The organism is Ruegeria sp. AL11, from assembly GCF_056540865.1.
Genome location: NZ_JBQFXO010000009.1, coordinates 189,165 through 211,655 on the forward strand (window position 1 = coordinate 189,165; position 22,491 = coordinate 211,655).

At 59.1% G+C, this 22,491-nt stretch carries 18 protein-coding genes; 13 read left to right on the top strand and 5 right to left on the bottom strand.

All coding sequences use genetic code 11. The features are described 5' to 3' along the window. The first annotated feature begins 12 nt into the window (after positions 1 to 12). The 7 genes from pepN to ACR0IP_RS15890 all read left to right on the top strand — a co-directional run bounded on the left by pepN (position 13) and on the right by ACR0IP_RS15890 (position 8,816). On the top strand, positions 13 to 2,565 hold the full coding sequence (gene pepN / locus ACR0IP_RS15860; RefSeq protein ID WP_480526613.1) for an aminopeptidase N: 2,553 nt from the start codon (positions 13 to 15) through the stop codon (positions 2,563 to 2,565). Further along, positions 2,562 to 2,990: a hypothetical protein gene (locus ACR0IP_RS15865; RefSeq protein WP_170375047.1), complete on the top strand. Its 429-nt coding sequence runs from the start codon at positions 2,562 to 2,564 to the stop codon at positions 2,988 to 2,990. The genes pepN and ACR0IP_RS15865 overlap by 4 nt, the downstream gene beginning before the upstream one ends. A gap of 125 nt (positions 2,991 to 3,115) precedes the next feature. Then, on the top strand, positions 3,116 to 4,369 hold the full coding sequence (locus ACR0IP_RS15870) for a hypothetical protein (protein WP_480526615.1): 1,254 nt from the start codon (positions 3,116 to 3,118) through the stop codon (positions 4,367 to 4,369). Between the two features lie 69 nt (positions 4,370 to 4,438). Then, positions 4,439 to 5,950 carry an Asp-tRNA(Asn)/Glu-tRNA(Gln) amidotransferase subunit GatB gene (gatB, locus tag ACR0IP_RS15875; protein ID WP_170660668.1) on the top strand — a complete coding sequence of 504 codons (1,512 nt, stop codon included), beginning with the start codon at positions 4,439 to 4,441 and terminating at the stop codon, positions 5,948 to 5,950. Positions 5,951 to 6,038: 88 nt separating this feature from the next. Beyond that, complete coding sequence (pepT, locus tag ACR0IP_RS15880) at positions 6,039 to 7,283, top strand: peptidase T (protein ID WP_480526617.1); 1,245 nt, start codon at positions 6,039 to 6,041, stop codon at positions 7,281 to 7,283. An 80-nt stretch (positions 7,284 to 7,363) separates the two neighbouring features. Next, positions 7,364 to 7,774 carry a DUF4177 domain-containing protein gene (locus tag ACR0IP_RS15885; RefSeq protein WP_170660666.1) on the top strand — a complete coding sequence of 137 codons (411 nt, stop codon included), beginning with the start codon at positions 7,364 to 7,366 and terminating at the stop codon, positions 7,772 to 7,774. A 142-nt stretch (positions 7,775 to 7,916) separates the two neighbouring features. Continuing rightward, positions 7,917 to 8,816: a hypothetical protein gene (locus tag ACR0IP_RS15890; protein WP_480526619.1), complete on the top strand. Its 900-nt coding sequence runs from the start codon at positions 7,917 to 7,919 to the stop codon at positions 8,814 to 8,816. 6 nt (positions 8,817 to 8,822) lie between these two features. On the opposite strand, the gene ACR0IP_RS15895 is transcribed toward ACR0IP_RS15890, so the two are convergent. Further along, positions 8,823 to 9,077, bottom strand: a complete 255-nt coding sequence (locus tag ACR0IP_RS15895) for a BolA family protein (protein ID WP_170660665.1) — start codon at positions 9,075 to 9,077, stop codon at positions 8,823 to 8,825. Between the two features lie 107 nt (positions 9,078 to 9,184). On the opposite strand from ACR0IP_RS15895, the gene ACR0IP_RS15900 reads away from it, so the two are divergent. After that, positions 9,185 to 9,811: a J domain-containing protein gene (locus tag ACR0IP_RS15900; RefSeq protein ID WP_170467975.1), complete on the top strand. Its 627-nt coding sequence runs from the start codon at positions 9,185 to 9,187 to the stop codon at positions 9,809 to 9,811. Positions 9,812 to 9,818: 7 nt separating this feature from the next. Here the strand turns inward: ACR0IP_RS15900 and ACR0IP_RS15905 are convergent, their stop codons facing one another. Then, positions 9,819 to 10,715: a Hint domain-containing protein gene (locus tag ACR0IP_RS15905; RefSeq protein WP_480526621.1), complete on the bottom strand. Its 897-nt coding sequence runs from the start codon at positions 10,713 to 10,715 to the stop codon at positions 9,819 to 9,821. Positions 10,716 to 11,244: 529 nt separating this feature from the next. On the opposite strand from ACR0IP_RS15905, the gene cobS reads away from it, so the two are divergent. From cobS to ACR0IP_RS15925, 4 genes are all read left to right on the top strand, one after another. After that, a complete protein-coding gene (cobS, locus tag ACR0IP_RS15910; protein WP_170375030.1) occupies positions 11,245 to 12,231 on the top strand; it encodes a cobaltochelatase subunit CobS in 987 nt (328 codons plus the stop codon). Between the two features lie 120 nt (positions 12,232 to 12,351). Continuing rightward, positions 12,352 to 14,229 (top strand): cobaltochelatase subunit CobT, encoded by a 1,878-nt coding sequence (gene cobT / locus ACR0IP_RS15915; protein WP_170643028.1) that lies wholly within the window; start codon positions 12,352 to 12,354, stop codon positions 14,227 to 14,229. An 83-nt stretch (positions 14,230 to 14,312) separates the two neighbouring features. Further along, entirely contained in the window at positions 14,313 to 16,103 is a 1,791-nt protein-coding gene (locus ACR0IP_RS15920) for an aminopeptidase P family protein (protein ID WP_480526624.1), read from the top strand. Positions 16,104 to 16,163: 60 nt separating this feature from the next. Further along, positions 16,164 to 16,505, top strand: coding sequence for a DUF427 domain-containing protein (locus ACR0IP_RS15925; protein WP_170375024.1), 342 nt, complete (start codon positions 16,164 to 16,166; stop codon positions 16,503 to 16,505). A gap of 26 nt (positions 16,506 to 16,531) precedes the next feature. Here ACR0IP_RS15925 and ACR0IP_RS15930 read toward each other — a convergent pair whose 3' ends face one another. Next, positions 16,532 to 17,197 carry an outer membrane beta-barrel protein gene (locus ACR0IP_RS15930; RefSeq protein WP_170467984.1) on the bottom strand — a complete coding sequence of 222 codons (666 nt, stop codon included), beginning with the start codon at positions 17,195 to 17,197 and terminating at the stop codon, positions 16,532 to 16,534. Positions 17,198 to 17,656: 459 nt separating this feature from the next. Here ACR0IP_RS15930 and ACR0IP_RS15935 point away from each other — a divergent pair, with 459 nt between their 5' ends. Continuing rightward, a complete protein-coding gene (locus tag ACR0IP_RS15935; protein ID WP_480526627.1) occupies positions 17,657 to 19,024 on the top strand; it encodes a DUF3179 domain-containing protein in 1,368 nt (455 codons plus the stop codon). Here ACR0IP_RS15935 and ACR0IP_RS15940 read toward each other — a convergent pair. Both ACR0IP_RS15940 and recN read right to left on the bottom strand, forming a co-directional pair. Further along, positions 19,021 to 20,706: a chloride channel protein gene (locus ACR0IP_RS15940; RefSeq protein WP_480526629.1), complete on the bottom strand. Its 1,686-nt coding sequence runs from the start codon at positions 20,704 to 20,706 to the stop codon at positions 19,021 to 19,023. The two genes, ACR0IP_RS15935 and ACR0IP_RS15940, sit on opposite strands and share 4 nt — an antisense overlap. A 100-nt stretch (positions 20,707 to 20,806) precedes the next feature. Then, the gene (recN, locus tag ACR0IP_RS15945; protein ID WP_170691873.1) at positions 20,807 to 22,456 is read right to left on the bottom strand and encodes a DNA repair protein RecN; all 1,650 of its coding nucleotides are present in this window, start codon (positions 22,454 to 22,456) and stop codon (positions 20,807 to 20,809) included. Positions 22,457 to 22,491 lie beyond the last annotated feature (35 nt).

The following is a 22,491-nucleotide window of genomic DNA, read 5'->3' on the forward strand; positions in this document are numbered from 1 at the left end:
GCGAGGCCCCCGATGCGCGACGCCGCCCCCACCACAATCTATCTGAAAGACTACACCCCGTTCGGGTATCTGGTGGACAACGTGCATCTGACATTTGATCTGGCAGCAAATGCCACCCGCGTCACATCCCGCATCGCCTTTCGTCCGAATCCAGAGGCCAGCGATCGCACCTTTTTCCTGCATGGAGAGCAACTGAAGCTGATCCGCGCCTCCATCGACAGTGCCGACGTATCCCCCTCCCTCACGCCTGAGGGGCTGACGGTTGCCGCCCCCGACGCCCCCTTTGTCTGGGAGGCGGAGGTTGAGATCGACCCCGGCAATAACACAGCGCTTGAAGGGCTCTATATGTCGAACGGCATGTATTGCACCCAGTGCGAGGCCGAGGGATTCCGCAAGATAACCTACTACCCGGACCGCCCCGACGTGATGTCGACCTTCACGGTGCGTATCAATGGCGACCTTCCGGTGCTGCTGTCCAACGGCAACCCGTCCGGCAAGGGCGAAGGCTGGGCCGAGTGGACGGACCCATGGCCCAAACCCGCCTATCTGTTTGCTCTGGTCGCTGGAGACCTCATCGCTCATCCGGGCCAGTTCACTACCATGTCCGGTCGCGATGTCGAACTGAACCTATGGGTTCGCCCCGGCGATGAAGGCAAATGTGCCTTCGGGATGGAGGCGCTCAAGAAGTCCATGAAATGGGATGAGGACGTCTACGGCCGTGAATACGATCTGGACGTGTTCAACATCGTCGCCGTGGATGATTTCAACATGGGCGCGATGGAGAACAAGGGGCTGAACATCTTCAACTCTTCAGCCGTTCTGGCCAGCCCGGAAACCTCGACCGATGTGAATTTCGAACGGATCGAGGCGATCATTGCGCATGAATATTTCCACAACTGGACAGGCAACCGCATAACCTGCCGCGACTGGTTCCAGCTGTGCCTCAAAGAGGGGCTGACCGTTTTCCGCGATGCGCAGTTCACCTCGGATATGCGCTCGGCACCGGTCAAGCGCATCCACGACGCCATCGACCTGCGCGCACGGCAGTTCCCCGAGGACAATGGTCCGCTGTCACACCCCGTCCGGCCCGAGAGTTTTCAGGAAATCAACAACTTCTACACCTCAACCGTCTATGAGAAAGGTGCCGAGGTCATCGGCATGCTGAAACGCTTGGTCGGGGATGAGGCCTATGGAAAGGCGCTGGATCTGTATTTCGATCGCCATGACGGGCAAGCCTGTACGATCGAGGATTGGCTTCAAGTCTTTGAGGACACAACAGGCCGCGACCTGAGCCAGTTCAAACGCTGGTACAGCCAGTCCGGCACCCCGCGCGTATCCGTGGCGGAGGAATGGGCGGATGGTACCTACACGCTGACGCTGAGCCAACGCACCGACCCGACTCCGGGACAAGAGGATAAGCAGCCTCAGGTCATTCCCGTCGCAGTCGGCTTGCTGGGCCCGAACGGCGACGAGGTTCACGCAACCCAAGTGCTGGAGCTGACCGAGGCCGAGCAGAGCTTTTCCTTCGCCGGACTGGCGGCCAAACCCGTGCCCTCAATCCTACGCGATTTCTCGGCCCCTGTGATCCTTGAACATGACACTTCGAATGCTGAGCGCGCCTTTCTGCTGGCCCATGACACCGATCCGTTCAACCGCTGGCAGGCCGGGCGCTCGCTGGCCGAGGACAGTCTGCTGCGCATGATCACCGAAGAGGCGACGCCGGATTCCGACTATCTGGATGGCCTGCTGGCTGTGCTGCGCGATGAAACACTGGACCCGGCCTATCGGGCCTTGATGCTGGGCCTTCCGACCCAATCCGAACTGGCCGCCGCCCTGCATGACAAGGGCGTCACACCCGACCCGATGGCCATCTGGACCGCTGTCGAGACTCTCCGTCAAGCCACTGCGCAACACGTACAGGATCTTCTGCCCAAGCTGCACAGCGAAACACTTGTGGACGCGCAATACCAACCGGATGCGGCGCAATCCGGCAAACGTGCACTGGGCGGAGCGGCGCTGGCTCTTACCTCTCGTCTCGACGGCGGCAGCAAGGCAGCAGACGCGTACCAAACTGCCGACAATATGACACTGCAACTGACCGCCCTGTCCTGCGTGCTGCGCGCGGGCAAAGGTGAGGCGGAACTGAGCGCGTTCTATGACCAGTGGAAACATGACCGGCTGGTGGTCGACAAATGGTTTGGTCTGCAGGTCTCGATGGCCGCCCCTCAGAGAACAGTAGAGGCCGCGCGGACCCTGACAGAGCATCCCGATTTCAATTGGAAAAACCCCAACCGATTCCGCGCCTTGATGGGATCGCTGGCCATGAATCACGCGGGTTTCCATCAGGCAGACGGAGCGGGCTATGCCCTGCTTGCCGACTGGCTGATCCGGTTGGACCCGGTGAACCCGCAGACCACGGCGCGTATGTGTTCAGCGTTCCAGACGTGGAAACGATATGACGCCGACCGTCAGGCGCTGATGCGCGCGCAGCTGCAACGGATCGCCGACACGCCCGACCTGTCACGCGACACGACCGAGATGGTCTCGCGCATCCTCGGCGCATGACCTCGTTCAGCTTTACACGGCAAAACCGGAACCCACGTGTGGTGATCTTGCTGATCTGCATCTACGCGGTGCTGATCGGCCTGATCATTTTCCTGAACGCGGCCTGGTGGTTGATGGCGTTGCTCGCGCTGGCAACACTCCCGGCCGTCTGGGATATCGTAAAAGACACCAGCGCCGGGGTCGAACTGACCGGCGAGAAACTGCGCTGGTTCACCGGTCAACGCAGCGGCGGACTGGACCTGTCCGAGGTTGACCGGTTCCGATTTGACACCCGCTGGGATTTCTCGGTCCGCGTCTCGGCAGTGCTGAAATCAGACAAGCGCCTCCGCCTGCCGGATGAGTCGCTGCCCCCACACAAAGAGTTCGAAGACGTGTTGCAGCAGGCGGGATTTACCGTTGAGCGTCATCATTTTAGGGTTTTTTGAAACAATCCCAGGACCATAGGCTAATTGACCACACCTCGGACTAACGTGCGCAACGACTCCTTGAAATAGACACAGTTTTTGGCAAACTGAACGCGTTACACGTTTGTTACAGTTCGAGTTTTGCCATGTTTCGGTCTTTCAGGGCGGCTGCCGCCCGTATTTTCGGCTCTTCCAGTCCCACCTCTACGCCTTTGCCCGCGTCTGTTGCGGATGCAACCGCGTGGCTTGTCGCCTCGGGGCAGTTGAACATCCCTATCGCGGAAACAGATGACACCGCCGGTCATCAGGTTATTGAACGCGGACGCCATCTGGCGCGTCAGGATATGTGGGTCGAACTCTCAAAAGACATGCGGGCCGCGGATGACGCACGCGAAACAACACCCTGCGGCCAACCGGTTGCCGACCTGTTGGGGTTCGGGGCCCGGGCAGATGTTGTGCTGGCTGCGGAACATGCCCTGTCGGATGGCAGAACTCAGTCGGACTATGATTTTCTGGCGGGCATCTCTGAACTGGAGGGTGAAATTCAGAACCACCCCGATGATCCTATGATCGCCCTTGTGGTGGCATTGGCTCATATTGATTTGGCTTGGGCATGGCGTGGGACAGCAGACCCCAAAGACCTGCCTGCCCTGCATCAATCCCGGTGCGCCGCGCATTTCGACCGCGCTGCGGATTTGCTGAAGGACTGCCGCTCTGCCATGCCGAACAGCCCAGCAATTGCCGCTGCGGATTGTGCCCTTTTGTCGGGCCACATCAGCCCGCGCACCCGTGTAGCGGACAAATACGAAGCGCTGATCACTCTTGACCCGCAAAACCATCGCCACATGCGCGCAATGGGCAGCCATCTTTTGCCACGCAGGTTCGGGACCTACGACCAGCTAGAAGTTCAGGCCCTACGCAACGCCGCGCGCACTCAAAAAACATGGGGCGCAGGTGGCTATACCTGGGTTCAGTTCGATGCAATTGCACTGGATGACGAAGCCTGCGCGCGTGTGGATGTCGAGTATTTTCTGGAAGGTCTGCACGACATCGTTGAACGCCGCCCCGACCAGCAGACAATCAACCTGTTGGCGGCCTATTGTTCGGTCACGCTGCAAAACGGGATGGGCCGCAACCCTCAGGCCGACATCGCCCGCAAACAGATTTGCGAGGCTGCAAACTGGTTGATCCGCGATCACCTGACCGAGCTGCATCCCCTGATCTGGGCCCATGCGGCGAACGGGTTCAGCAACAGCCTGCGCGTCAACTCGACCGAGCGCTTCGCCGCACGTGGCCGCCGGGATGCGCTGCGCGCGATCGCCAATCAACTGCGCGAGGAACTGCGCAGTGGTCAAAGCGTGACCTTTACGCCGACGGGGTTGCAAGTCTCAGGGAACTAACCCCTTGCCCCTTTGGCGCGCCGGGCCTAATACGCAAGCCTAGACTTCTGCGGAAATTAGAGGCGCGCCATGCTCGACCTGACATACGAAATGCCGAAAATCAAAACCATTGCCGGGGCCAAGCACGATTGGGAGCTGGTGATCGGGATGGAGGTTCACGCTCAGGTCTCGTCCAATGCCAAGCTGTTTTCCGGCGCGTCGACCCAATTCGGAGCCGAGCCGAACTCGAACGTGGCTTTCGTTGACGCGGCGATGCCGGGCATGCTGCCGGTGATCAACGAATATTGCGTGGAACAGGCCGTGCGCACGGGTCTGGGCCTGAAGGCGGATATCAACCTGAAATCGGCTTTTGACCGCAAGAACTATTTCTACCCTGACCTGCCGCAGGGCTACCAGATTTCGCAGCTGTACCACCCCATCGTGGGCGAAGGTGAAGTGCTGGTTGAGATGGGCGACGGCACCGCGCGCATGGTTCGCATTGAACGCATCCACATGGAGCAGGACGCGGGCAAATCGATCCACGACATGGACCCGCATATGTCCTTCGTCGATCTGAACCGGACGGGCGTTTGCTTGATGGAGATCGTCTCGCGCCCCGACATCCGCGGCCCCGAAGAAGCCGCCGCCTATATCGCCAAGCTGCGTCAGATCATGCGCTATCTGGGCACCTGTGATGGCAACATGCAAAACGGCAACCTGCGCGCGGACGTGAACGTCTCGATCTGTTTGCCGGGTGCTTATGAGAAGTACCAGGAAACGCAGGACTTCTCGCATCTGGGCACCCGCTGCGAGATCAAGAACATGAACTCGATGCGCTTTATCCAGCAGGCGATTGAAGTCGAAGCCCGCCGTCAGATCGCCATCGTTGAAAGTGGTGGTGAGGTCGAGCAGGAAACCCGACTGTACGATCCGGACAAGGGCGAGACGCGGTCCATGCGGTCCAAGGAAGAAGCACATGATTACCGTTACTTCCCCGATCCCGATCTGCTGCCGCTGGAGATTGAACAGGCATGGGTCGATGACATTGCATCCAAACTGCCCGAACTGCCCGACGCTAAAAAGGCCCGGTTCATCGAAGCGTTCAGCCTGACCGACTATGACGCCTCGGTCCTGACCGCCGAGGTGGAATCGGCTGCGTATTTCGAAGAGGTCGCGCAAGGCCGCAACGGCAAACTGGCCGCGAACTGGGTAATCAACGAGCTGTTTGGCCGCCTCAAGAAAGAAGACCACGACATCACCGACTCGCCCGTATCTCCGGCGCAGTTGGGAGGGATCATCGACCTGATTTCCTCGGATGCCATCTCGGGCAAAATCGCCAAGGATCTGTTCGAGATCGTCTATACCGAAGGTGGTGACCCTGCGCAGATCGTCGAAGAGCGCGGCATGAAGCAGGTCACAGACACGGGCGCGATCGAGGCCGCTTTGGACGAGATCATTGCCACCAACCCGGCGCAAGTTGAAAAGGCCAAGGTAAACCCGAAGCTGGCAGGCTGGTTTGTCGGTCAGGTAATGAAAGCCACCGGCGGCAAAGCCAACCCCAAGGCCGTTAACGAGCTGGTTGCCCAAAAGCTGGGTTCGTAAGCCCGTTTTCACTGTTATGCGACGGAGTCAGGCCACCCGCTTGACTCCGTTTTCTTTTACGCCCTTTCTTCCGCGCAGGAGAGGTGCCATGACCAGAAAATTCGATCAGGAACTTGAAGACCGTCTGATGCGCTACGCGGCCATCGACAGCCAAAGCGATGAGACATCGCCTTCGACCCCGAGTACGCCCATTCAGTTCGACATGCTGAACCTGTTGCAGCAAGAGCTGACGGAAATAGGCGCGCAGGATGTCGAGATGACCGGCGACAGCGTCGTTGTGGCAACCATTCCTGGCACCGCCGAAGGGCCGACCGTGGGGTTCCTGGCCCATGTCGACACCGCCCCGCAATTCAACGCAACCGGTGTCAAACCACGCGTCATCAAAGGCTATAACGGCGGTGAGATCACCTTTCCTGACGATCCCGATCTGGTTCTGTCGCCAGGCGAGCACCGTTATCTGGCCGAAAAGATTGGACATGATCTGATCACCGCTTCTGGCACCACTCTGTTGGGCGCTGATGACAAGGCCGGCGTGTCCATCCTGATGACCATGGCGCGGCACCTGATCGAAAATCCAGACATTCCACACGGGCCCATCCGCATTGCTTTCACCCCGGACGAAGAAATCGGGCGCGGTGTGACCGAGCAACTACCCAAAGACCTCAAGGCCGATTTCGCTTATACACTAGACGGGCAAGAGGTGGGGGAGATCGAATATGAAAGCTTCTCGGCCGACCGCGCGGTGATTAAGATCACCGGCGTGTCGATCCATCCCGGTCTGGCCAAAGAAAAGATGGTCAATGCCACCCATCTGGCCGCAAAGATCGTACAGACCCTGCCGCAGGCCACACTGACCCCCGAGGTCACCGACGGGCGCGAAGGGTTCATCCATGTTACCGACATGAATGGCGGCTCGTCCGAGATGGAAATCAAGCTGATCCTTCGGGATTTCGAGATGGAAGGTCTTGAGGCCCAGCGCGACCTGGTGCGCAAGGTCTGCGACGCCGTTCAGGCCTCCGAGCCTCGCGCGACCATCACCTGCGACATCAGCCATCAATACCGCAACATGCGCTATTGGCTCGAGAATGACATGACCCCCGTCGATCTGGCGCGCGAAGCCTGTCAGGAACTGGGGATCGAACCTCTTTCGGTTCCGATCCGCGGCGGCACCGATGGCTCCCGCCTCACCGAATTCGGCACACCCTGCCCCAACCTGTTCACTGGAATGCAGTGCATTCATGGACCGTTGGAGTGGATTTCGGTCCAGGACATGGCGCTGGCGACCGAACTCTGCCTCTCGGTTGTGGTCAAGGCGGCGCAGAAGACCGGCTGATTTGCGCCACTTGCGCAACGTCTCTTTCACCCGGCGACCTGCGTGATAAGTTGTCGGCCAAAGGTACAAGGGAACAGTCGATGCCGCGCTACGAATACAAAGTCATTCCGGCCCCGCAAAAGGGCGCGAAGGCCAAAGGCGTCAAAACGCCAGAGGGCCGCTTTGCCACCTCGGTCGAGCAGGTGCTGAACGAAATGGGCCAACAGGGATGGGAATACCAGCGTGCCGAGTTGCTACCCAGCGAGGAACGCTCGGGCCTGACCGGATCAACCACAAATTGGCGCAACGTGCTGGTTTTTCGTCGGGTGATTGAGGCCGAGTCCACCGAGGTAGTGGCCCCTGTGGCCACACCATCGCCAACCGAAACGCCCGAAGGTGTGCCCTTGGCTCAGCCCGTTCCCGGGCCAGATGCGGTTCAAGCCCCGGAACCAATTTCAGCCGAAGTAGATGAGCCGCCGTTGACGTTGAAACCGAGCGAAGAGGCCAAGTAAAACGCATCCAGACCGCACGGACTAGAGGGTGTGGTTTAGATAACACGGATTGAGCCAACGAGACTCAGGCGGTCATCCGTTCCTGAGTTTTGCTCGTATCGTTCCAAAACATCCTTCGTCACAGAACAGGACCACGGTCGCGATGAAACCTTGCACCGCTCTTCTTTGTTTCCTCTCCGCATTCGCCTGCCAGATCGCGCTGCCTGCCGCCGCACAACAACGTCTGGGTTGGGTCAGCCAGATCGACGGGCTCGCCGCATATCAGGGCAGCGCCGATCTGGATCAGGGTGGAGACTTCAGCGCGACGCGATCGTTCCTGCGGGCCACCGGGCTGTACCGATTTGATAGCGAAACGTCACTTGGCATCTCGGTCAGCTACGGGCAGCTAGACTATGACTTCAGCGCGGCAGACAACCAGCCTTGGAACGACATTCGTGACATCCGAATATCAGCTCCTCTGCGGTTTCAGGCTGGACAGCGGGCCAGCGTGTTCGTGTCGCCTCAGGTCAGGTGGGACTATCAGAAAGGCGCCGCATCTTCAGATGGTCGTACCTATGGTGTTTTTGCGGGCGTTGCGTGGCAGATCAGCGAAAGCCTGACCATAGGACCGGCCTTTGGCGCCTTCACGCAATTGGAAGATAGTGGTGTCGATCTCTTTCCGGCGCTTTTGGTGGATTGGGACATCAATGATCGCTGGAACCTGAACACCGGTTCCGGAATCGGTGCGACTCGCGGGCCGGGTCTCACCCTCAGCTACGCGTTGAATGACGATTTCAGCCTCTCGCTGTCGGCCCGATCCGAAAAAATTCGCTTCCGGCTAGACGACGCGGGGTTGGCTCCGAGCGGGATCGGCGAAGACAAGAGCCTCCCCGTGGTTGCGTCGCTCAGCTATGCTCCGAATCCGGGCGTGTCTTTAACCGTCTTTGCTGGGGCCGAATTCGATGGCCGACTGACACTGGAGGACGAAAACGGCAACGAAATCAGCCGCCAGAGCTATGACACAGCGCCTTTGGTCGGCCTCGCTTTTCGACTCCGGTTTTAGACGAAATTAAACGCCAATATCCAACGCCAAAGCATGGATACGCGGTACAATGTCGCCCAGCGCTTTGTGAACGGCGCGATGCCGGGCCACGCGAGATTGGCCTTCGAATGCGGCGGCACGGATGCGAACGTTGAAATGGCTCTCGCCACCTTCCTGAAACCCTGCATGACCCCGGTGGCTTTCGCTGTCATCCACCACCTCAAGCTCACGCGGATCAAAGGCGGCCTGCAGTCGGGTTCGGATTTCGTCAGTCACAGTCATTTTTACGCTCAACGGCAAAAAACTTGCCGCCCCCCTCTTCTACTTTCGGCTGCTTAGACTAAACTGCTGCCTCCGAGTCGAGAAGATGCGTTCTTAAGGATCACAGCATGACGAAATCAGACCCTTTCGGATTCGATATGTCCGTCTCCAGCGCCAAGAAAAAGAACCCGCGCGGGCGTCGGGGCATGTCGGGTGCATCTGAGACCTCGGTGCGAATCTGTGATCATCCGGGTTGTGAAGAACCCGGCAAGTACCGCGCCCCCAAGGCCCCAGACGTTCTGGATGACTTCTACTGGTTCTGCCAGCAGCACGTGCGCGAGTACAATCAGAAGTGGAACTTCTTCGACGGCACGACCGAGGCTGAACTGAACGCACAACGCACGAAGGACAAAGTCTGGGAGCGTGAAACCAAGCCCATGGGCGACCCCGAGGCCCGTGCGTGGGCGCGTCTGGGTATCGAAGACCCACACCAGGTTTTGGGGGCAAACAGCACCCAGAACAAAGGCCGCACCTCGGGTGGCGGTGGCCGTCGCCTTCCGCCCACCGAACGGCGCGCCATCGAGATTCTGGAGGCCAATGACAGCTGGTCCAAAGCCGAAGTTCGCAAGGCCTACAAGAAGCTGATCAAGGTGCTGCACCCGGATATGAACGGCGGTGACCGGTCTCAGGAAGAGCAACTGCAAGAAGTCGTCTGGGCCTGGGATCAGATCAAGGACAGCCGGAACTTTAAGTAAAACGCTCTTACCCTGGCAACAAATCCCGCAATACTTCTGCTTCGGGTCGCTTCAGACAACGCAAGTGTGTCCGCTGTCGTTGCGCCGAAGCCGGATTACTAAGCTCGGGAAACAAGGCATGCAATTCCTCGACGTCTTCGCGTTGGAATGATTTCAACGCAAGATCACCAAGGAACAAGCTTTCGCTTTGCAAACCATGTGACGAAAGGACCACGTGCCGACTACAGGCAATGTGGAAGTAAGTTACTGGTGCTTCAGGCGGCATCTGACGGATCAAACCATCATTCACCAGATGTATTGCGGCACAAAAAACCCGGGGCTCACCAAAAAGAAGCTCGGCCCGCCAACCTTCCAGCACAATTCGATGCTGGGGGGAAACAAATAAGTCTTGGCTGGGCAGGTCATCACCCAAAGCGCCGCGCTGAATCCGGACGGGCCTGAACTTTGGATTTTTGCGCAACGCGTTCGCGCTGAGAGTTCTTTTGCCTATCCAGATGATCGGCAAGGTTTGCCCGCCTGCCACACAAACCCGATCCCCAGCCATCAAAGATTCAACAGGGCGTGGCCCGCTTTCTGTGTCAATCAGCGTTCCGGCTACAAAACAAGGCGGGTTGACCGGATCGAGGTCACTCACGGTGATCTCCCAATTCCCGGTGCTGAGAGACCCGGTCGGATCGACACTATTGAAAGCGTAAATCTGCCCACCTACTTGGATAAAATCCGCGGTTTCACTGGTCCCGCGATAGTTCCCCTGACCAAGGTAGGTGTAGGGCACGAAGGTCGTGCCGCCATCGAAAGAAACCGTTTGCCCTGAGATAATCGCAGGTGTCGTTGATCCCTGAACTATGAGGTTACCAGTGCCACCGGTCTCAGTCACCGTGTAGAGGATCGCGTCAAAAGGCATTCACTGCACCTTGCCGGTCGACAACAGGTAACAATTGAAGCCGCCCTGATTTAACAGAGGATATCGCGAACACCTTAACCCCCTACATAAAGCCCATTACACATGCGGACTTTGCTCATTTTACCCTTCAGTTAGGTCCATTCAAAGAAATATATAATTTCGTGAATTTTAATCCCAATCCGTCTCGGAGTGAGGCGTCCTCTTAACGATGATTGAATGAACGGGCCCTCAAACTTGTCCTTGAGCTGGAACTCAAGCCCGAGCCCAGACCGCGACTTGCCGTAGTTGCCACGCGAATAGAGACATCAGGTTTTCATAAGGTTGACGATTTATTGAAGAACCCAACCCAAGCCGCTTGCTCAAGGCTACTCTAAAACGACCCCGCCCTTCCGGCAGATAAGGCCAGTTGATAAGAAACATCCTGTCAGCGTTTTTAGCGCGCGGCTTTCCCTTGCCCTTGGTCGGAATATGTTGCACCACACACGGGTTCAAACCCGGCAAGACGGGCCTAAGGATAAGGACAAGACGAATGGCTGACGGATCGATTGATATCAACGCAAAACCCACCGAAGAGATCTCGGTCCGTGACGTGTTCGGCATTGATACCGACATGGCGGTCAAAGGTTTTGCGGAACGTAGCGACCGGGTGCCTGCGATTGACCCGACCTACAAGTTTGACCCGGAGACAACTCTGGCGATCCTGGCAGGTTTTGCGCATAACCGTCGCGTGATGATCCAGGGCTATCACGGCACAGGTAAGTCGACCCATATCGAACAGGTCGCCGCCCGCCTGAACTGGCCCGCCGTACGTGTGAACCTGGACAGCCACATCAGCCGGATCGACCTGATCGGCAAGGATGCGATCAAGCTGCGGGACGGCAAGCAGGTGACCGAGTTCCACGAAGGCATCCTGCCCTGGGCGCTGCGCAATCCCGTTGCCATCGTGTTCGACGAATACGATGCAGGCCGTGCGGACGTGATGTTCGTGATCCAACGCGTGCTGGAGCATGATGGTAAGCTGACCCTGCTGGACCAGAACGAAATCATCACGCCGAACCCCAACTTCCGCCTGTTCGCTACCGCGAACACTGTGGGTCTGGGTGATACCACCGGCCTGTACCACGGCACGCAGCAGATCAACCAGGCACAGATGGACCGCTGGTCTCTGGTCTCGACGCTGAACTACCTCAGCCACGATGCCGAGACGATGATCGTGCTGTCGAAAGCACCGCTGTACAACACGGCTGAGGGCCGTAAGACCGTCAGCCAGATGGTCACCGTTGCCGACCTCACCCGCACCGCTTTCATGAATGGCGACCTGTCGACCGTGATGAGCCCAAGGACCGTGATCAACTGGGCCCAAAACGCAGAGATTTTCCGCAATGTGGGCTATGCGTTCCGCCTGTCCTTCCTGAACAAATGTGATGAGCTTGAGCGCCAGACCGTGGCCGAGTTCTATCAGCGCTGCTTTGACGAAGAACTGCCGGAAAGCGCGGCGAGCGTGAGCTTGGGCTAACGCCGAATTGCGCCCGCCGCGGGCGCAATGCCTCCGGCGGAGGTATTTTTAGCCAGATGAAGGCGGATCCGGCTTCCTGTTTGGTGGAAATCGGGACGGCACTGTGAAAGGCTTGGGGACATGGCACAAAAGAACGACAACCCTGCTGATCCGTTCAAGAAAGCTCTCGCTGAGGCCACCAAAGTCATGGCCGATGATCCGGAGCTTTCCGTAAGTTACACCGTCGATCCCTCGGGCCTTTCTGGTGAGGCAATGCGGTTGCCTCAGGTGTCGCGCCGGATGACGCGCGAAGAGGTTTTGCTGGCGCGCGGAACTGCCGATGCCTTGGCCTTGCAGCGCCGCTATCACGATGACGCGACCCATATGCGCTATGCCCCGCCCGGAGATATGGCGCGGGACCTCTATGAAGCGATGGAAACCGCCCGGTGCGAGGCGATGGGCGCGCGGGATATGCCCGGTACGGCTTCCAACATTGATGTTAAGATTAGCCATGAGGCCCTACGGCGCGGCTATGACCAGTGCAAGCAGCCCGCCGATGCCCCTTTGTCGGTTGCTGCGGGCTATCTGATCCGGCATCTGGCCACCGGGCGTGACCTGCCGCCGGCGGCCAACAATGTCATGAACCTCTGGCGTGGATACATCGAGGAACAGGCCGGCGGTACGCTTGAGAAGCTCGACGAAATCCTCTCGGATCAGGCAGAGTTCGCCAAGTTCACTCGCCAGGTGATCAAGGATTTGGGCTATGGCGACCAGCTGGGCGATGATCCTGATGAGCTGGACGAAGAGCAGGAAGATCAGGCCGAGGAAAACGCCGAAGAGCAGCCCGACCCCGACAGTACCGGACAGGATGATCAGGAGGAACAGGATCCTGACGCCACGCCCGAGCAGTCGCAGGAAGAACAGCAGGATCAATCTCAGGCCCAAGTCTCGATGGACGAGATGGCCGAGGATGAGATGGGGGATGAGGCCGAGATGCCCGAGGGCGAGGCTCCGCTGGAGCCGCCTGCCCCTCCGCCTGCGTCCGAGGCTGATCCGGAGTACAAGGTCTATCTAAACACCCATGACGAGGAGATCGCTGCCGAGGATTTGGCAGAGCCTGCTGAACTGGAACGGTTGCGGGCCTATCTGGATCAACAACTTGAGCCGTTGAAGGGTGCGGTCAGCCGCTTGGCCAACAAGTTGCAGCGCCGTTTGCAGGCACAGCAGAACCGGTCGTGGGAGTTCGATCGCGAGGAAGGTATTCTGGACGCCGGTCGTTTGGCGCGCGTGGTTGCCAACCCGACTACACCTTTGAGCTTCAAGGTCGAGAAGGACACCGAGTTCCGCGATACCGTGGTGACCCTGCTTCTGGACAACTCGGGATCGATGCGCGGGCGTCCGATTTCGATTGCGGCCATCTGCGCGGATGTTCTGGCCCGGACGCTGGAACGTTGCAACGTGAAGGTTGAAATTCTGGGCTTTACGACCCGCGCTTGGAAAGGCGGTCAGGCCCGTGAGGCTTGGTTGAATGCAGGCCGCCCGCAGCAGCCGGGGCGTCTGAACGATCTGCGCCATATCATCTACAAAGGTGCCGATGCCCCATGGCGGCGGGCGCGACCCAATCTGGGCCTGATGATGAAAGAAGGGCTGTTGAAGGAAAACATTGACGGTGAGGCTCTGGAATGGGCCCATCGCCGGATGCTGGCGCGGCGCGAGGCGCGTAAAATCCTGATGGTAATTTCCGACGGTGCTCCGGTCGATGATTCCACGCTCAGTGTGAACCCGGCGAACTATCTGGAGAAACACCTGCGCGACGTGATCGCCATGGTCGAAAAGCGCAAGATGGTGGAATTGCTGGCCATCGGGATCGGGCATGACGTGACCCGGTACTATGACCGTGCAGTTACGATCACCGATGTGGAACAGCTGGCCGGTGCTATGACCGAACAGTTGGCGGCATTGTTCGACAGCGACCCGCGCGCGCGGGCCCGGGTGATGGGGATGAAAAGGGCCAGCTGAGGCTGGCCTTGCTTCCGCCGGGTATTTTTTCAAAAAGATAAAGAGGTGGCTTGAAACCACACTTTGGCTTGAGGGAGGCAGGTATGTTTCAGTCTTTTGAGGTGACAGCGCGACCCGAACAGGGACCTCCGCGATTGGCTGCTTTGCGGCAGGATCTAGAGCGCGAAGCTTTGGACGGTTTTCTGGTGCCGCGTGCGGATGCGCATCAGGGTGAGTATGTGGCCCCTCGGGACGAACGACTGGCGTGGCTGACCGGGTTCACTGGCTCGGCCGGGTTTTGCGCCGCGCTGCGGGACGTGGCCGGGGTGTTCATCGATGGGCGCTACCGGACGCAGGTCAAGGCGCAGGTTGCCGATGACTACACTCCGGTGCCCTGGCCCGATGTGAGCCTGAGCAGCTGGTTGAAACAGCAGTTGCCGAACGGGGGATCGGTCGGATTCGATCCATGGCTACATGCCGCCGGTCAGATCAAAGCCGCGCAAAAGGACCTTGAGGGAAGCGGGATTGAGTTGGTGCGCTGCGCCAATCTGGTGGACCGGATTTGGCAGGATCAGCCTGCTCCTCCGATGAACCCGGTCAAGGTACATCCGATTGAGTTTGCAGGGGAAACCGCTGAGAGCAAAATCACCCGACTAGCCGAACGCCTACTCGACGGTGGGCGAAGCGCAGCGGTGATCACCTTGACCGACTCGATCATGTGGTTGTTGAACATTCGCGGCTCGGACATTGCTTACAACCCGGTCGCCCATGGCTTTGCTATTCTGCATGCGGACGGGCGTGTTGATCTGTTCATGGCCTCCGCAAAACTAGGCGAACTGGGGGAGCATCTGGGCCCTCAGGTTTCGGTTCATGAGCCTGAGAGGTTTTTGGACGCCGTTGCTGCCCTAGAAGGTAAGGTTCAGGTCGATCCGGGCACAGTGCCTCAGATTGTTGCGGATGCGCTTGGGGACCAGATGGTTGACGGTGGCGACCCCTGCGCCCTGCCCAAAGCGCGCAAGAACCCGGCCGAGATTGCAGGCAGCGCCGAGGCACACCTTCGCGACGCCGTTGCCGTTGTCGAAACGCTGTTCTGGCTGGATCAGCAAACGCCAGGTCAGATAAGCGAAACGCAGGTCGTGACCCGTTTGGAAGAAGCCAGGCGTCGGGACAACGCACTGCAGGATATCTCATTCGACACGATCGCCGGAACCGGCCCGAACGGTGCGATCATGCATTACCGCGTGACCGAAGAAACCGACAGCACCTTGCAGAACGGTCATCTGTTGGTGCTGGACAGCGGCGGGCAGTATCTGGACGGCACCACTGACATTACGCGCACCATCGCGATCGGTGAGGTTGGTGAGACCGAGAAGGCCTGCTTTACCCGCGTGTTGAAAGGCATGATCGCCATGTCGATGCTGCGCTGGCCGATTGGACTGGCCGGGCGCGATATCGAATGCGTGGCGCGCGCGCCGCTATGGCAGGCGGGGCAGGACTTCAACCACGGGGTCGGGCACGGTGTTGGCGCGTATCTGAGCGTGCATGAAGGCCCGCAACGCCTGTCGCGTGTCAGCCATGTACCCTTTGAGCCCGGCATGATCCTATCTAACGAACCCGGCTACTACCGCGAGGGCGCGTTTGGCATCCGGATCGAAAACTTGATTGTCGTGGAGGAAGCACCGTCGCTGCCCGACGGCGATGCGGAACGGGCCATGTTGCAGTGGCGCACGTTGACCTATGTGCCCATAGACCGCCGCCTGATCCTGGTCGACATGCTGACCGCGCAGGAACGGGATTGGCTGAACAGTTATCACCGCGACGTTGCGGAAAAAATCAGGCCAAGGCTGGGCGAGGACGCTCAACTGTGGTTGGATGCCGCAACTGCGCCAGTTTGACATCAGACTGTCACATAAAATGGGCAAAGGAGAGGCCCTGACAAGAACGAGGGAAAAGACATGGTTGAAATCACGATCACCGAAGCACCCGGCAAATGGAGCGTCCGCTCTGGTGGGGCCATTCTGGGCGAAAGCTCGAACGCGCTAGAGCTGCGCGAAGGTGATCTGGAACCCGTGATCTACTTTCCCCGTTCTGACATCGCGATGGCCTTCCTGGACCGTACAGACAAGGTGATTCACTGCCCACACAAAGGCGATGCCACGCATTTCTCGATCGTGAACAAGTCCTCGGTCACCGAAAACGCGGCCTGGAGCTTTGAGGCCCCCGGCAAGGAGACGGCTGGCCTCAAAGACTATCTGGCTTTCTACCCGGTGGACTCGATCAAGGTCGAACAGATTTGAGGGCCGGAATTACTTAGTTACGTCTGTCAGAAACTGTAGCTGTACCCAAGAATGAGCGAGTGCGACGAGTAGCGGCCATCCGTGAGATCTGTCGGGATGAACACTTGGGTCGTGGTGAAATCAAGATCGCCGGTCGTCTTGTAACGGTACCCGATGTCGATGTTTCCGCGTTCCCCTACTTGGAAGCGGCCACCAAACCCCAATTGCCCTGCAATAGCGGTGTCACTGTCATCGACCAATGTGACGCCAGCACCGGACTGACCGTCGTGGGAAACCCGCGCAAACCCAAGTCCCCCGCCAATATAGGGCTTGAACCTGCCCTGCACCGGGATGTCATACCAGAGGTTTACCATCCCGAATGTCGCATCAAAGCTTCCGTCGTACTGGGTAAACGGGCGGCCGATTTCCTTTGTATCATTCGAGGCGTGTGAAAGTTCGAATTCGGCCCGCAGATTAGGCGCGACCTTCATTCCGACGGCCAGTCCGTAGGAGATTCCAGTGTCGGTTGTGATGGTGCCTTGACCGACCACGATTGAAGGAACCGTTTGAAAGAAATCAAAATCATAGTCGCCCATATCGGTAACACCGAGAAAGCCAGTGACATAGGGCGCCTCCTGCGCGCGAGATGGGGCAGCTCCAATCATCGAGATCGCAACCGCCGCTGTCAGCCAAGAAAATCGTTCGTAAGACATGCCCAAACCTCAATCAGAGTGACTTTCATGAGAAGTTCGTCAATCAGGCTAGGAGACACCGCACTTTCAGACAATGTGTTCAATTCAAAGAGAAGCCCATTGTGGCCCGCCCGCCACCAAAACCTCATGAGTGTTTGTCGGCCAGTGTCGACGCGAGCAAAGAGGTGCGATCAAAATCGTACGCATACCCAGGAAGTCCGACCCCAACACATAGAAAATGGGCAAAGCGGTGAACTGTGCGAGGGAGAGGCGCCCATGCCAGCCAGAGCGCGCGACGCGGCTAACTGCTAGGCATCGCATTGGTCATGGGAAATCTGCTCTGAAAATACCCTCTCTGTTTTTCAGACCTCTCCCCACAAATCAACGATCGCGGGTGATCACGCGCCAATCACGCAGCTGTTTCATGCAAGGCGGTGCATTTGCCCTCATACTAAGCGCGAAAAAGGATCGGAGGGTGCCATGCCTGTTTCTCGTCGCCAATTTGTTGGAATGGTCGGAGCCAGCGCGCTGGCGCCTGCCACAAGCTGGGCGCAGGAAGACCCTGTGCTGGACGCGCTGCACAGCACGTTGCGCGGCGGTCGTACGGATTTCGAAGCCAAGATGGCCTTTCTGGTAAAGCGTGGGAACCCGGATGTGGTTCCTGCGCTGTTGACCGCCATGCGTTTCACCGACCGGCGGCGGGACGATATCGTCGAGGTGATGGAAACTCTGACCGGCGAGCGACTCGGCACCGACTGGTTCGACTGGATGCTCTGGCAAGAGCAGAACCCTCAGATCGTCCCCCACCCCTCATTGATCCCGTTCAAGCGCGAGGTCCTGCTGCGGATCGACGATAATTTCGACCTGTTCCTGCGTCCCGAATACCTGCAGCGCGAGCGGATGAAGATCCGGCTGGAGGAGATCACCTGGGGCGGCGTGCGCAAGGATGGCATCCCTTCGCTGGACAATCCGAAGCTGATCTCGGCCGCGGACGCCGACTATCTGAAAGAGGATGATCTGGTCTTTGGGGTCTCGATCAACGGTGACGTGCGTGCTTACCCGCTTAGGATCATGGGTTGGCACGAGATGTTCAACGAGGTGATCGGCGGCGTGCCGGTGGCGCTGGCCTATTGCACCCTGTGCGGGTCGGGCATCTTGTTTGAGACGCAAGTGCCGGGGCGGCGGAAACCGTTTGTCTTCGGTTCCTCGGGGTTCCTGTATCGCTCGAACAAGCTGATGTTCGACCGCGAGACGCACTCGCTGTGGAACCAGTATACCGGCAAGCCCGTGGTCGGCCCGCTGGTCGACAGCGGGATCGAGTTGAAGCAGCGCCCCGTGGTGATCACGACCTGGGACAGTTGGAAAACCTCTCACCCGGACACGCGCGTTTTGTCACTCAGCACCGGGCATCGTCGCAACTATGGCTCGGGCGTGGTGTATCGCGAGTATTTCGCCTCGCCCGAGTTGATGTTCCCAGCTTTGGTGGATCAGTCCGAGCATCGCCAGAAAGACTACATTTTCACCATCCGCCAGTTCGGCGCCGCGCGGGCCTGGCCGCTGGACGCCTTCGACAGAACTCGTGTGATTAACGATGCAATCGCGGATCGACCTTTGGTTCTGATCGGCAACTCAGACCGCCGGACAGTGCGCGCCTACGAGCGTGCGGGCCACCGGTTCAAAGCATCAGGCGGAGGTCTGGTCGATGAGAGCGGTCGCAAATGGACCTTGTCTGAAGAGATGCTGATCGGACCGGATGGCACACAATTGCCGCGCGTGGCCGGGCATATCTCTTATTGGTTCGCGTGGGACAACTACCTGGGCGACGCGGCGAGCGTGTATAACCGCTAGGAGTGTTCCTCGGCCGCTGTCGCAGCCAGCGCCCGGTTATAGGCCTTTAGAACGTCGATGTGATAGAGCGCACCAACCGGCGTCTCTGTCCCGTTTTCGTCCATGACGATCACGGGGATACAAGGAATATCATCGCGATCAAAATAGGGCATCGCCGCCTCGAGTGTCGCGCTTGCCTTGACGCAGAGGCCTTTTTCGATCAGCGCTCGCGCTTCCTCCTTGGTGATCGAGCGCGCATCGCCAATCGGTCGCATTACCGCTCCAGCACGCAGCATCGCCAACAGATAGGCCTGTGGTCCCGCCGCCAGATGCACATTGCGACGTTCCAGCTGGGTAAGGAAGAACGACCGGTCCACAAGGCGCGAGGCCAAGGCGGTGGACATCGAGACAGATACCATCACCGCCAGACCGATCTGCCAGTCTCCGGTCAGCTCGAACACGATCAAAGTGGTCGAGATCGGCGCGCCCAGAACCGCAGCAGCCACGGCCCCCATTCCGGCAAAAGCGTAAAGGGTATGGGTTCCCGATACATCCGGAAGCAATCCGGTGGCGATCAGCCCAAAGGCCAGCCCGGTCAGCGCTCCGATCATCAGAGAAGGCGAAAACACGCCTCCGCCCATGCGCCCGCCCATGGTAATTGCAACCGCCACTGTCTTGAGGATCGCAAACAGGATTGCCGTAGTCAGCACCAGATCACCGGCCAGGGCGCGGATCGTCGTTTCATACCCAACGCCAATGATATGCGGGAACCAGATCGCCAGAAGGCCCAGCATCGCGCCCGAAACCGCCGGGCGCAGCCATCCGGGTAGGGAAAGTCGGGCTTGAACATGATTGCCGAAATCCTCGGCGAAAAAGATCGAACGCATAAGAAGCAAGGATACCAACCCGCAGATCAGCCCGAGGATAAGGAAGGCAGGCAGTTCGACGTAGAATTGCAATGAACCGGGTGTATCCAGCGTGAACTCGGTGACGTCGCCATATTCCAGACGGTTGATCACCGTCCCTGCGACCGAGGCAATAACGATAGGTGCAAAAGCGTGGACAGCGAAGTGACGTAGAACGACCTCAAGCGCGAACAGCGCGCCCGCTATGGGCGCGTTAAAGCTGGCCGAGACTGCCGCGGCCACAGCGCAGCCCAGTAGGTCGCGTCCAGTGATTCCGTCCGCATGGATGCGGTCGCTGACCCAGGTCGAGATGACCCCGGCCATATGGACCACCGGCCCTTCCCGCCCTGTGGAGCCGCCTGTACTGAGTGTGATCAGCGAGGCGAACAATGAAGCGACGCCAGCCTTGGTCTCGACACGTCCATCGCTGACCGCTGCCCCTTCGATCACATCCGCGACCGAACGGACACGGCCATCGTCGGTAAAACGCGTGAGGATTAGCCCCACGATCACCCCGCCGATGATCGGAATGATCAGCACGATGAACCAAGGCAGCTTCTCAGCGTGGCTGTGCAGCAGCAGGATATCCTCGGTATCGTAGATATAAGCCTGCAGCCCCCGGATCGCCTTGCGGAACCCAAGCGCCATGAACCCTGCCGCAATCCCAATCGCCAGAGCGATAAACCAAAACTGAATCTGGCTTGGCCCCCGGCGACGCATCACCCGCAACGCGTCCTTGATCGCGGCCAGAGCCTGATTGAGCTGGTTGCGCAGAACGGTGCGGGTTGATTGGGTCATTGGCTCTCGGGGATCATATCTTAACCCTTAGTAAGCCACGGCGAGGTCTGAGAAAAGTAAGATAGCGACGGTCAGGCCAGCAGATTGCGCCAAAGACGCATTAAGCCTCTAACAAAGCGCGAGCCGCCGCGCGCGCTTCTTCTGTAATCGTATCGCCCGAGACCATGCGGGCAATTTCATCCACGCGATCTATTTCGGCCAGCGGCACTACGGTCGAAAGCGTCTGGCCATCGGTGACCTGCTTCTGCACACGCCAGTGATGGGCTGCGCGCGCTGCGACCTGAGGGGAGTGCGTGACGACCAGAACCTGCCCGCCCTGTGCAAGAGACGCCAGCCTGCGCCCCACCGCATCGGCCGTCGCACCGCCCACACCCCGGTCGATCTCATCAAAAATCATGGTCCGGGCACTGTCATCGCCGGACAGGCAAACCTTCAATGCCAGCAGAAAACGGCTGAGTTCTCCGCCTGAGGCGATCTTGTTCAACGGCCCCGATGGTGCGCCGGGATTGGTGGCGACGGTAAAGGCCACCGCGTCGGTGCCCTCGGGTCCAGGATCGGACGTGGTAACTTCTGTCCGAAAAACCGCGCGTTCCATTTTAAGCGGTGCAAGCTCCGCCATGACGGCCTGATCCAATTGTCCAGCCGCAGCTAGACGCGCAGCGCTAAGATCTGCCGCAGCCGCATCATAGGTCGCCTGGGCCGCCTCAACCGCAGCACGTTGGTCGGCCAGATCGGCGTCGCCCGCATCCAGCTTACCCAAGCGATCACGCAGAGTATCGGCAAAGGTGCCCAAATCATCCGGGGCCACATCATGTTTACGGGCCAGTGCTCGGATGGCGAACAAACGCTCCTCGGCGGCTTCTAGGTCGGCGGGATTGAAGTCCAGCGCCTGAAGGCAGGCGTTCACACCGTCCTGCGCCTCACCCAATTCGATCATGGCCCGGCCAAGCGCTGCAATCGGCTCCTCCAACTGGCCACCTGCAGAGTCCGACACGCCTTCGAGCCAACGTGTCGCATCCGAAATCGCGCCTTCGGCCCCGTCACCACCCAGCAGATCAAATGCGCGGGCGACATCGTCGCGGATACGCTCTGCCCCTTGCATCATGCGGCGGCGGGCATCGAGATCAGCGTCTTCTCCGGGTTGCGGATCGAGCTTGTCCAACTCGGCCACGGAATGGCGCAGGAATTCCTCTTCAGCGCGCATGGCTGCCAAAGCGGCCTCGGTCTCGGCCAGCGCTTTGCGGCTGCGCGACATCTCCGACCACGCCTGACGGACCTTGGCCAATAGTTCCGAGACCTGAGCGTAGTCATCCAGCAGAACACGGTGCCCACGAGGGTTCAACAATCCCCGGTCATCATGCTGCCCATGCAATTCGATCAGTGTTTCCGACAAAGCGCGGAGGACTTCACCTGAACAGCGGCGATCATTGACCCAAGCGGTTTTTCGGCCCTCTGCCGTGTTGACGCGGCGCAGGATCAATTCTTCACCACCCGGCAAACCGGCCTCAGACAGAACAGCATGGGCGGGATGCCCTTCGGGCAATTCGAACTCGGCTACGACCTCGCCCTGTGCAGCGCCTTGGCGGACCAGCTCAGCCCGTCCACGCCATCCAAGGACGAAGCCCAGCGAGTCCAGAAGGATCGACTTGCCCGCGCCGGTTTCACCGGTCAACGCGTTCAAGCCCGGCTGAAAACTCAGTTCCAGCCGGTCAATGATCAGCATGTCGCGAATATCGAGGGCGCGCAGCATCGGGTCTTTAGCGTCCCAAGCCTGATGACATGGCG

Bases quoted from the DNA above. Each gene is read 5' to 3' on its own strand.
- pepN (WP_480526613.1), top strand. From the start codon at position 13: ATGCGCGACGCCGCCCCCACCACAATCTATCTGAAAGACTACACCCCG.
- ACR0IP_RS15865 (WP_170375047.1), top strand. From the start codon at position 2,562: ATGACCTCGTTCAGCTTTACACGGCAAAACCGGAACCCACGTGTGGTG.
- ACR0IP_RS15870 (WP_480526615.1), top strand. From the start codon at position 3,116: ATGTTTCGGTCTTTCAGGGCGGCTGCCGCCCGTATTTTCGGCTCTTCC.
- gatB (WP_170660668.1), top strand. From the start codon at position 4,439: ATGCTCGACCTGACATACGAAATGCCGAAAATCAAAACCATTGCCGGG.
- pepT (WP_480526617.1), top strand. From the start codon at position 6,039: ATGACCAGAAAATTCGATCAGGAACTTGAAGACCGTCTGATGCGCTAC.
- ACR0IP_RS15885 (WP_170660666.1), top strand. From the start codon at position 7,364: ATGCCGCGCTACGAATACAAAGTCATTCCGGCCCCGCAAAAGGGCGCG.
- ACR0IP_RS15890 (WP_480526619.1), top strand. From the start codon at position 7,917: ATGAAACCTTGCACCGCTCTTCTTTGTTTCCTCTCCGCATTCGCCTGC.
- ACR0IP_RS15895 (WP_170660665.1), bottom strand. From the start codon at position 9,077: ATGACTGTGACTGACGAAATCCGAACCCGACTGCAGGCCGCCTTTGAT.
- ACR0IP_RS15900 (WP_170467975.1), top strand. From the start codon at position 9,185: ATGACGAAATCAGACCCTTTCGGATTCGATATGTCCGTCTCCAGCGCC.
- ACR0IP_RS15905 (WP_480526621.1), bottom strand. From the start codon at position 10,715: ATGCCTTTTGACGCGATCCTCTACACGGTGACTGAGACCGGTGGCACT.
- cobS (WP_170375030.1), top strand. From the start codon at position 11,245: ATGGCTGACGGATCGATTGATATCAACGCAAAACCCACCGAAGAGATC.
- cobT (WP_170643028.1), top strand. From the start codon at position 12,352: ATGGCACAAAAGAACGACAACCCTGCTGATCCGTTCAAGAAAGCTCTC.
- ACR0IP_RS15920 (WP_480526624.1), top strand. From the start codon at position 14,313: ATGTTTCAGTCTTTTGAGGTGACAGCGCGACCCGAACAGGGACCTCCG.
- ACR0IP_RS15925 (WP_170375024.1), top strand. From the start codon at position 16,164: ATGGTTGAAATCACGATCACCGAAGCACCCGGCAAATGGAGCGTCCGC.
- ACR0IP_RS15930 (WP_170467984.1), bottom strand. From the start codon at position 17,197: ATGTCTTACGAACGATTTTCTTGGCTGACAGCGGCGGTTGCGATCTCG.
- ACR0IP_RS15935 (WP_480526627.1), top strand. From the start codon at position 17,657: ATGCCTGTTTCTCGTCGCCAATTTGTTGGAATGGTCGGAGCCAGCGCG.
- ACR0IP_RS15940 (WP_480526629.1), bottom strand. From the start codon at position 20,706: ATGACCCAATCAACCCGCACCGTTCTGCGCAACCAGCTCAATCAGGCT.
- recN (WP_170691873.1), bottom strand. From the start codon at position 22,456: ATGCTGCGCGCCCTCGATATTCGCGACATGCTGATCATTGACCGGCTG.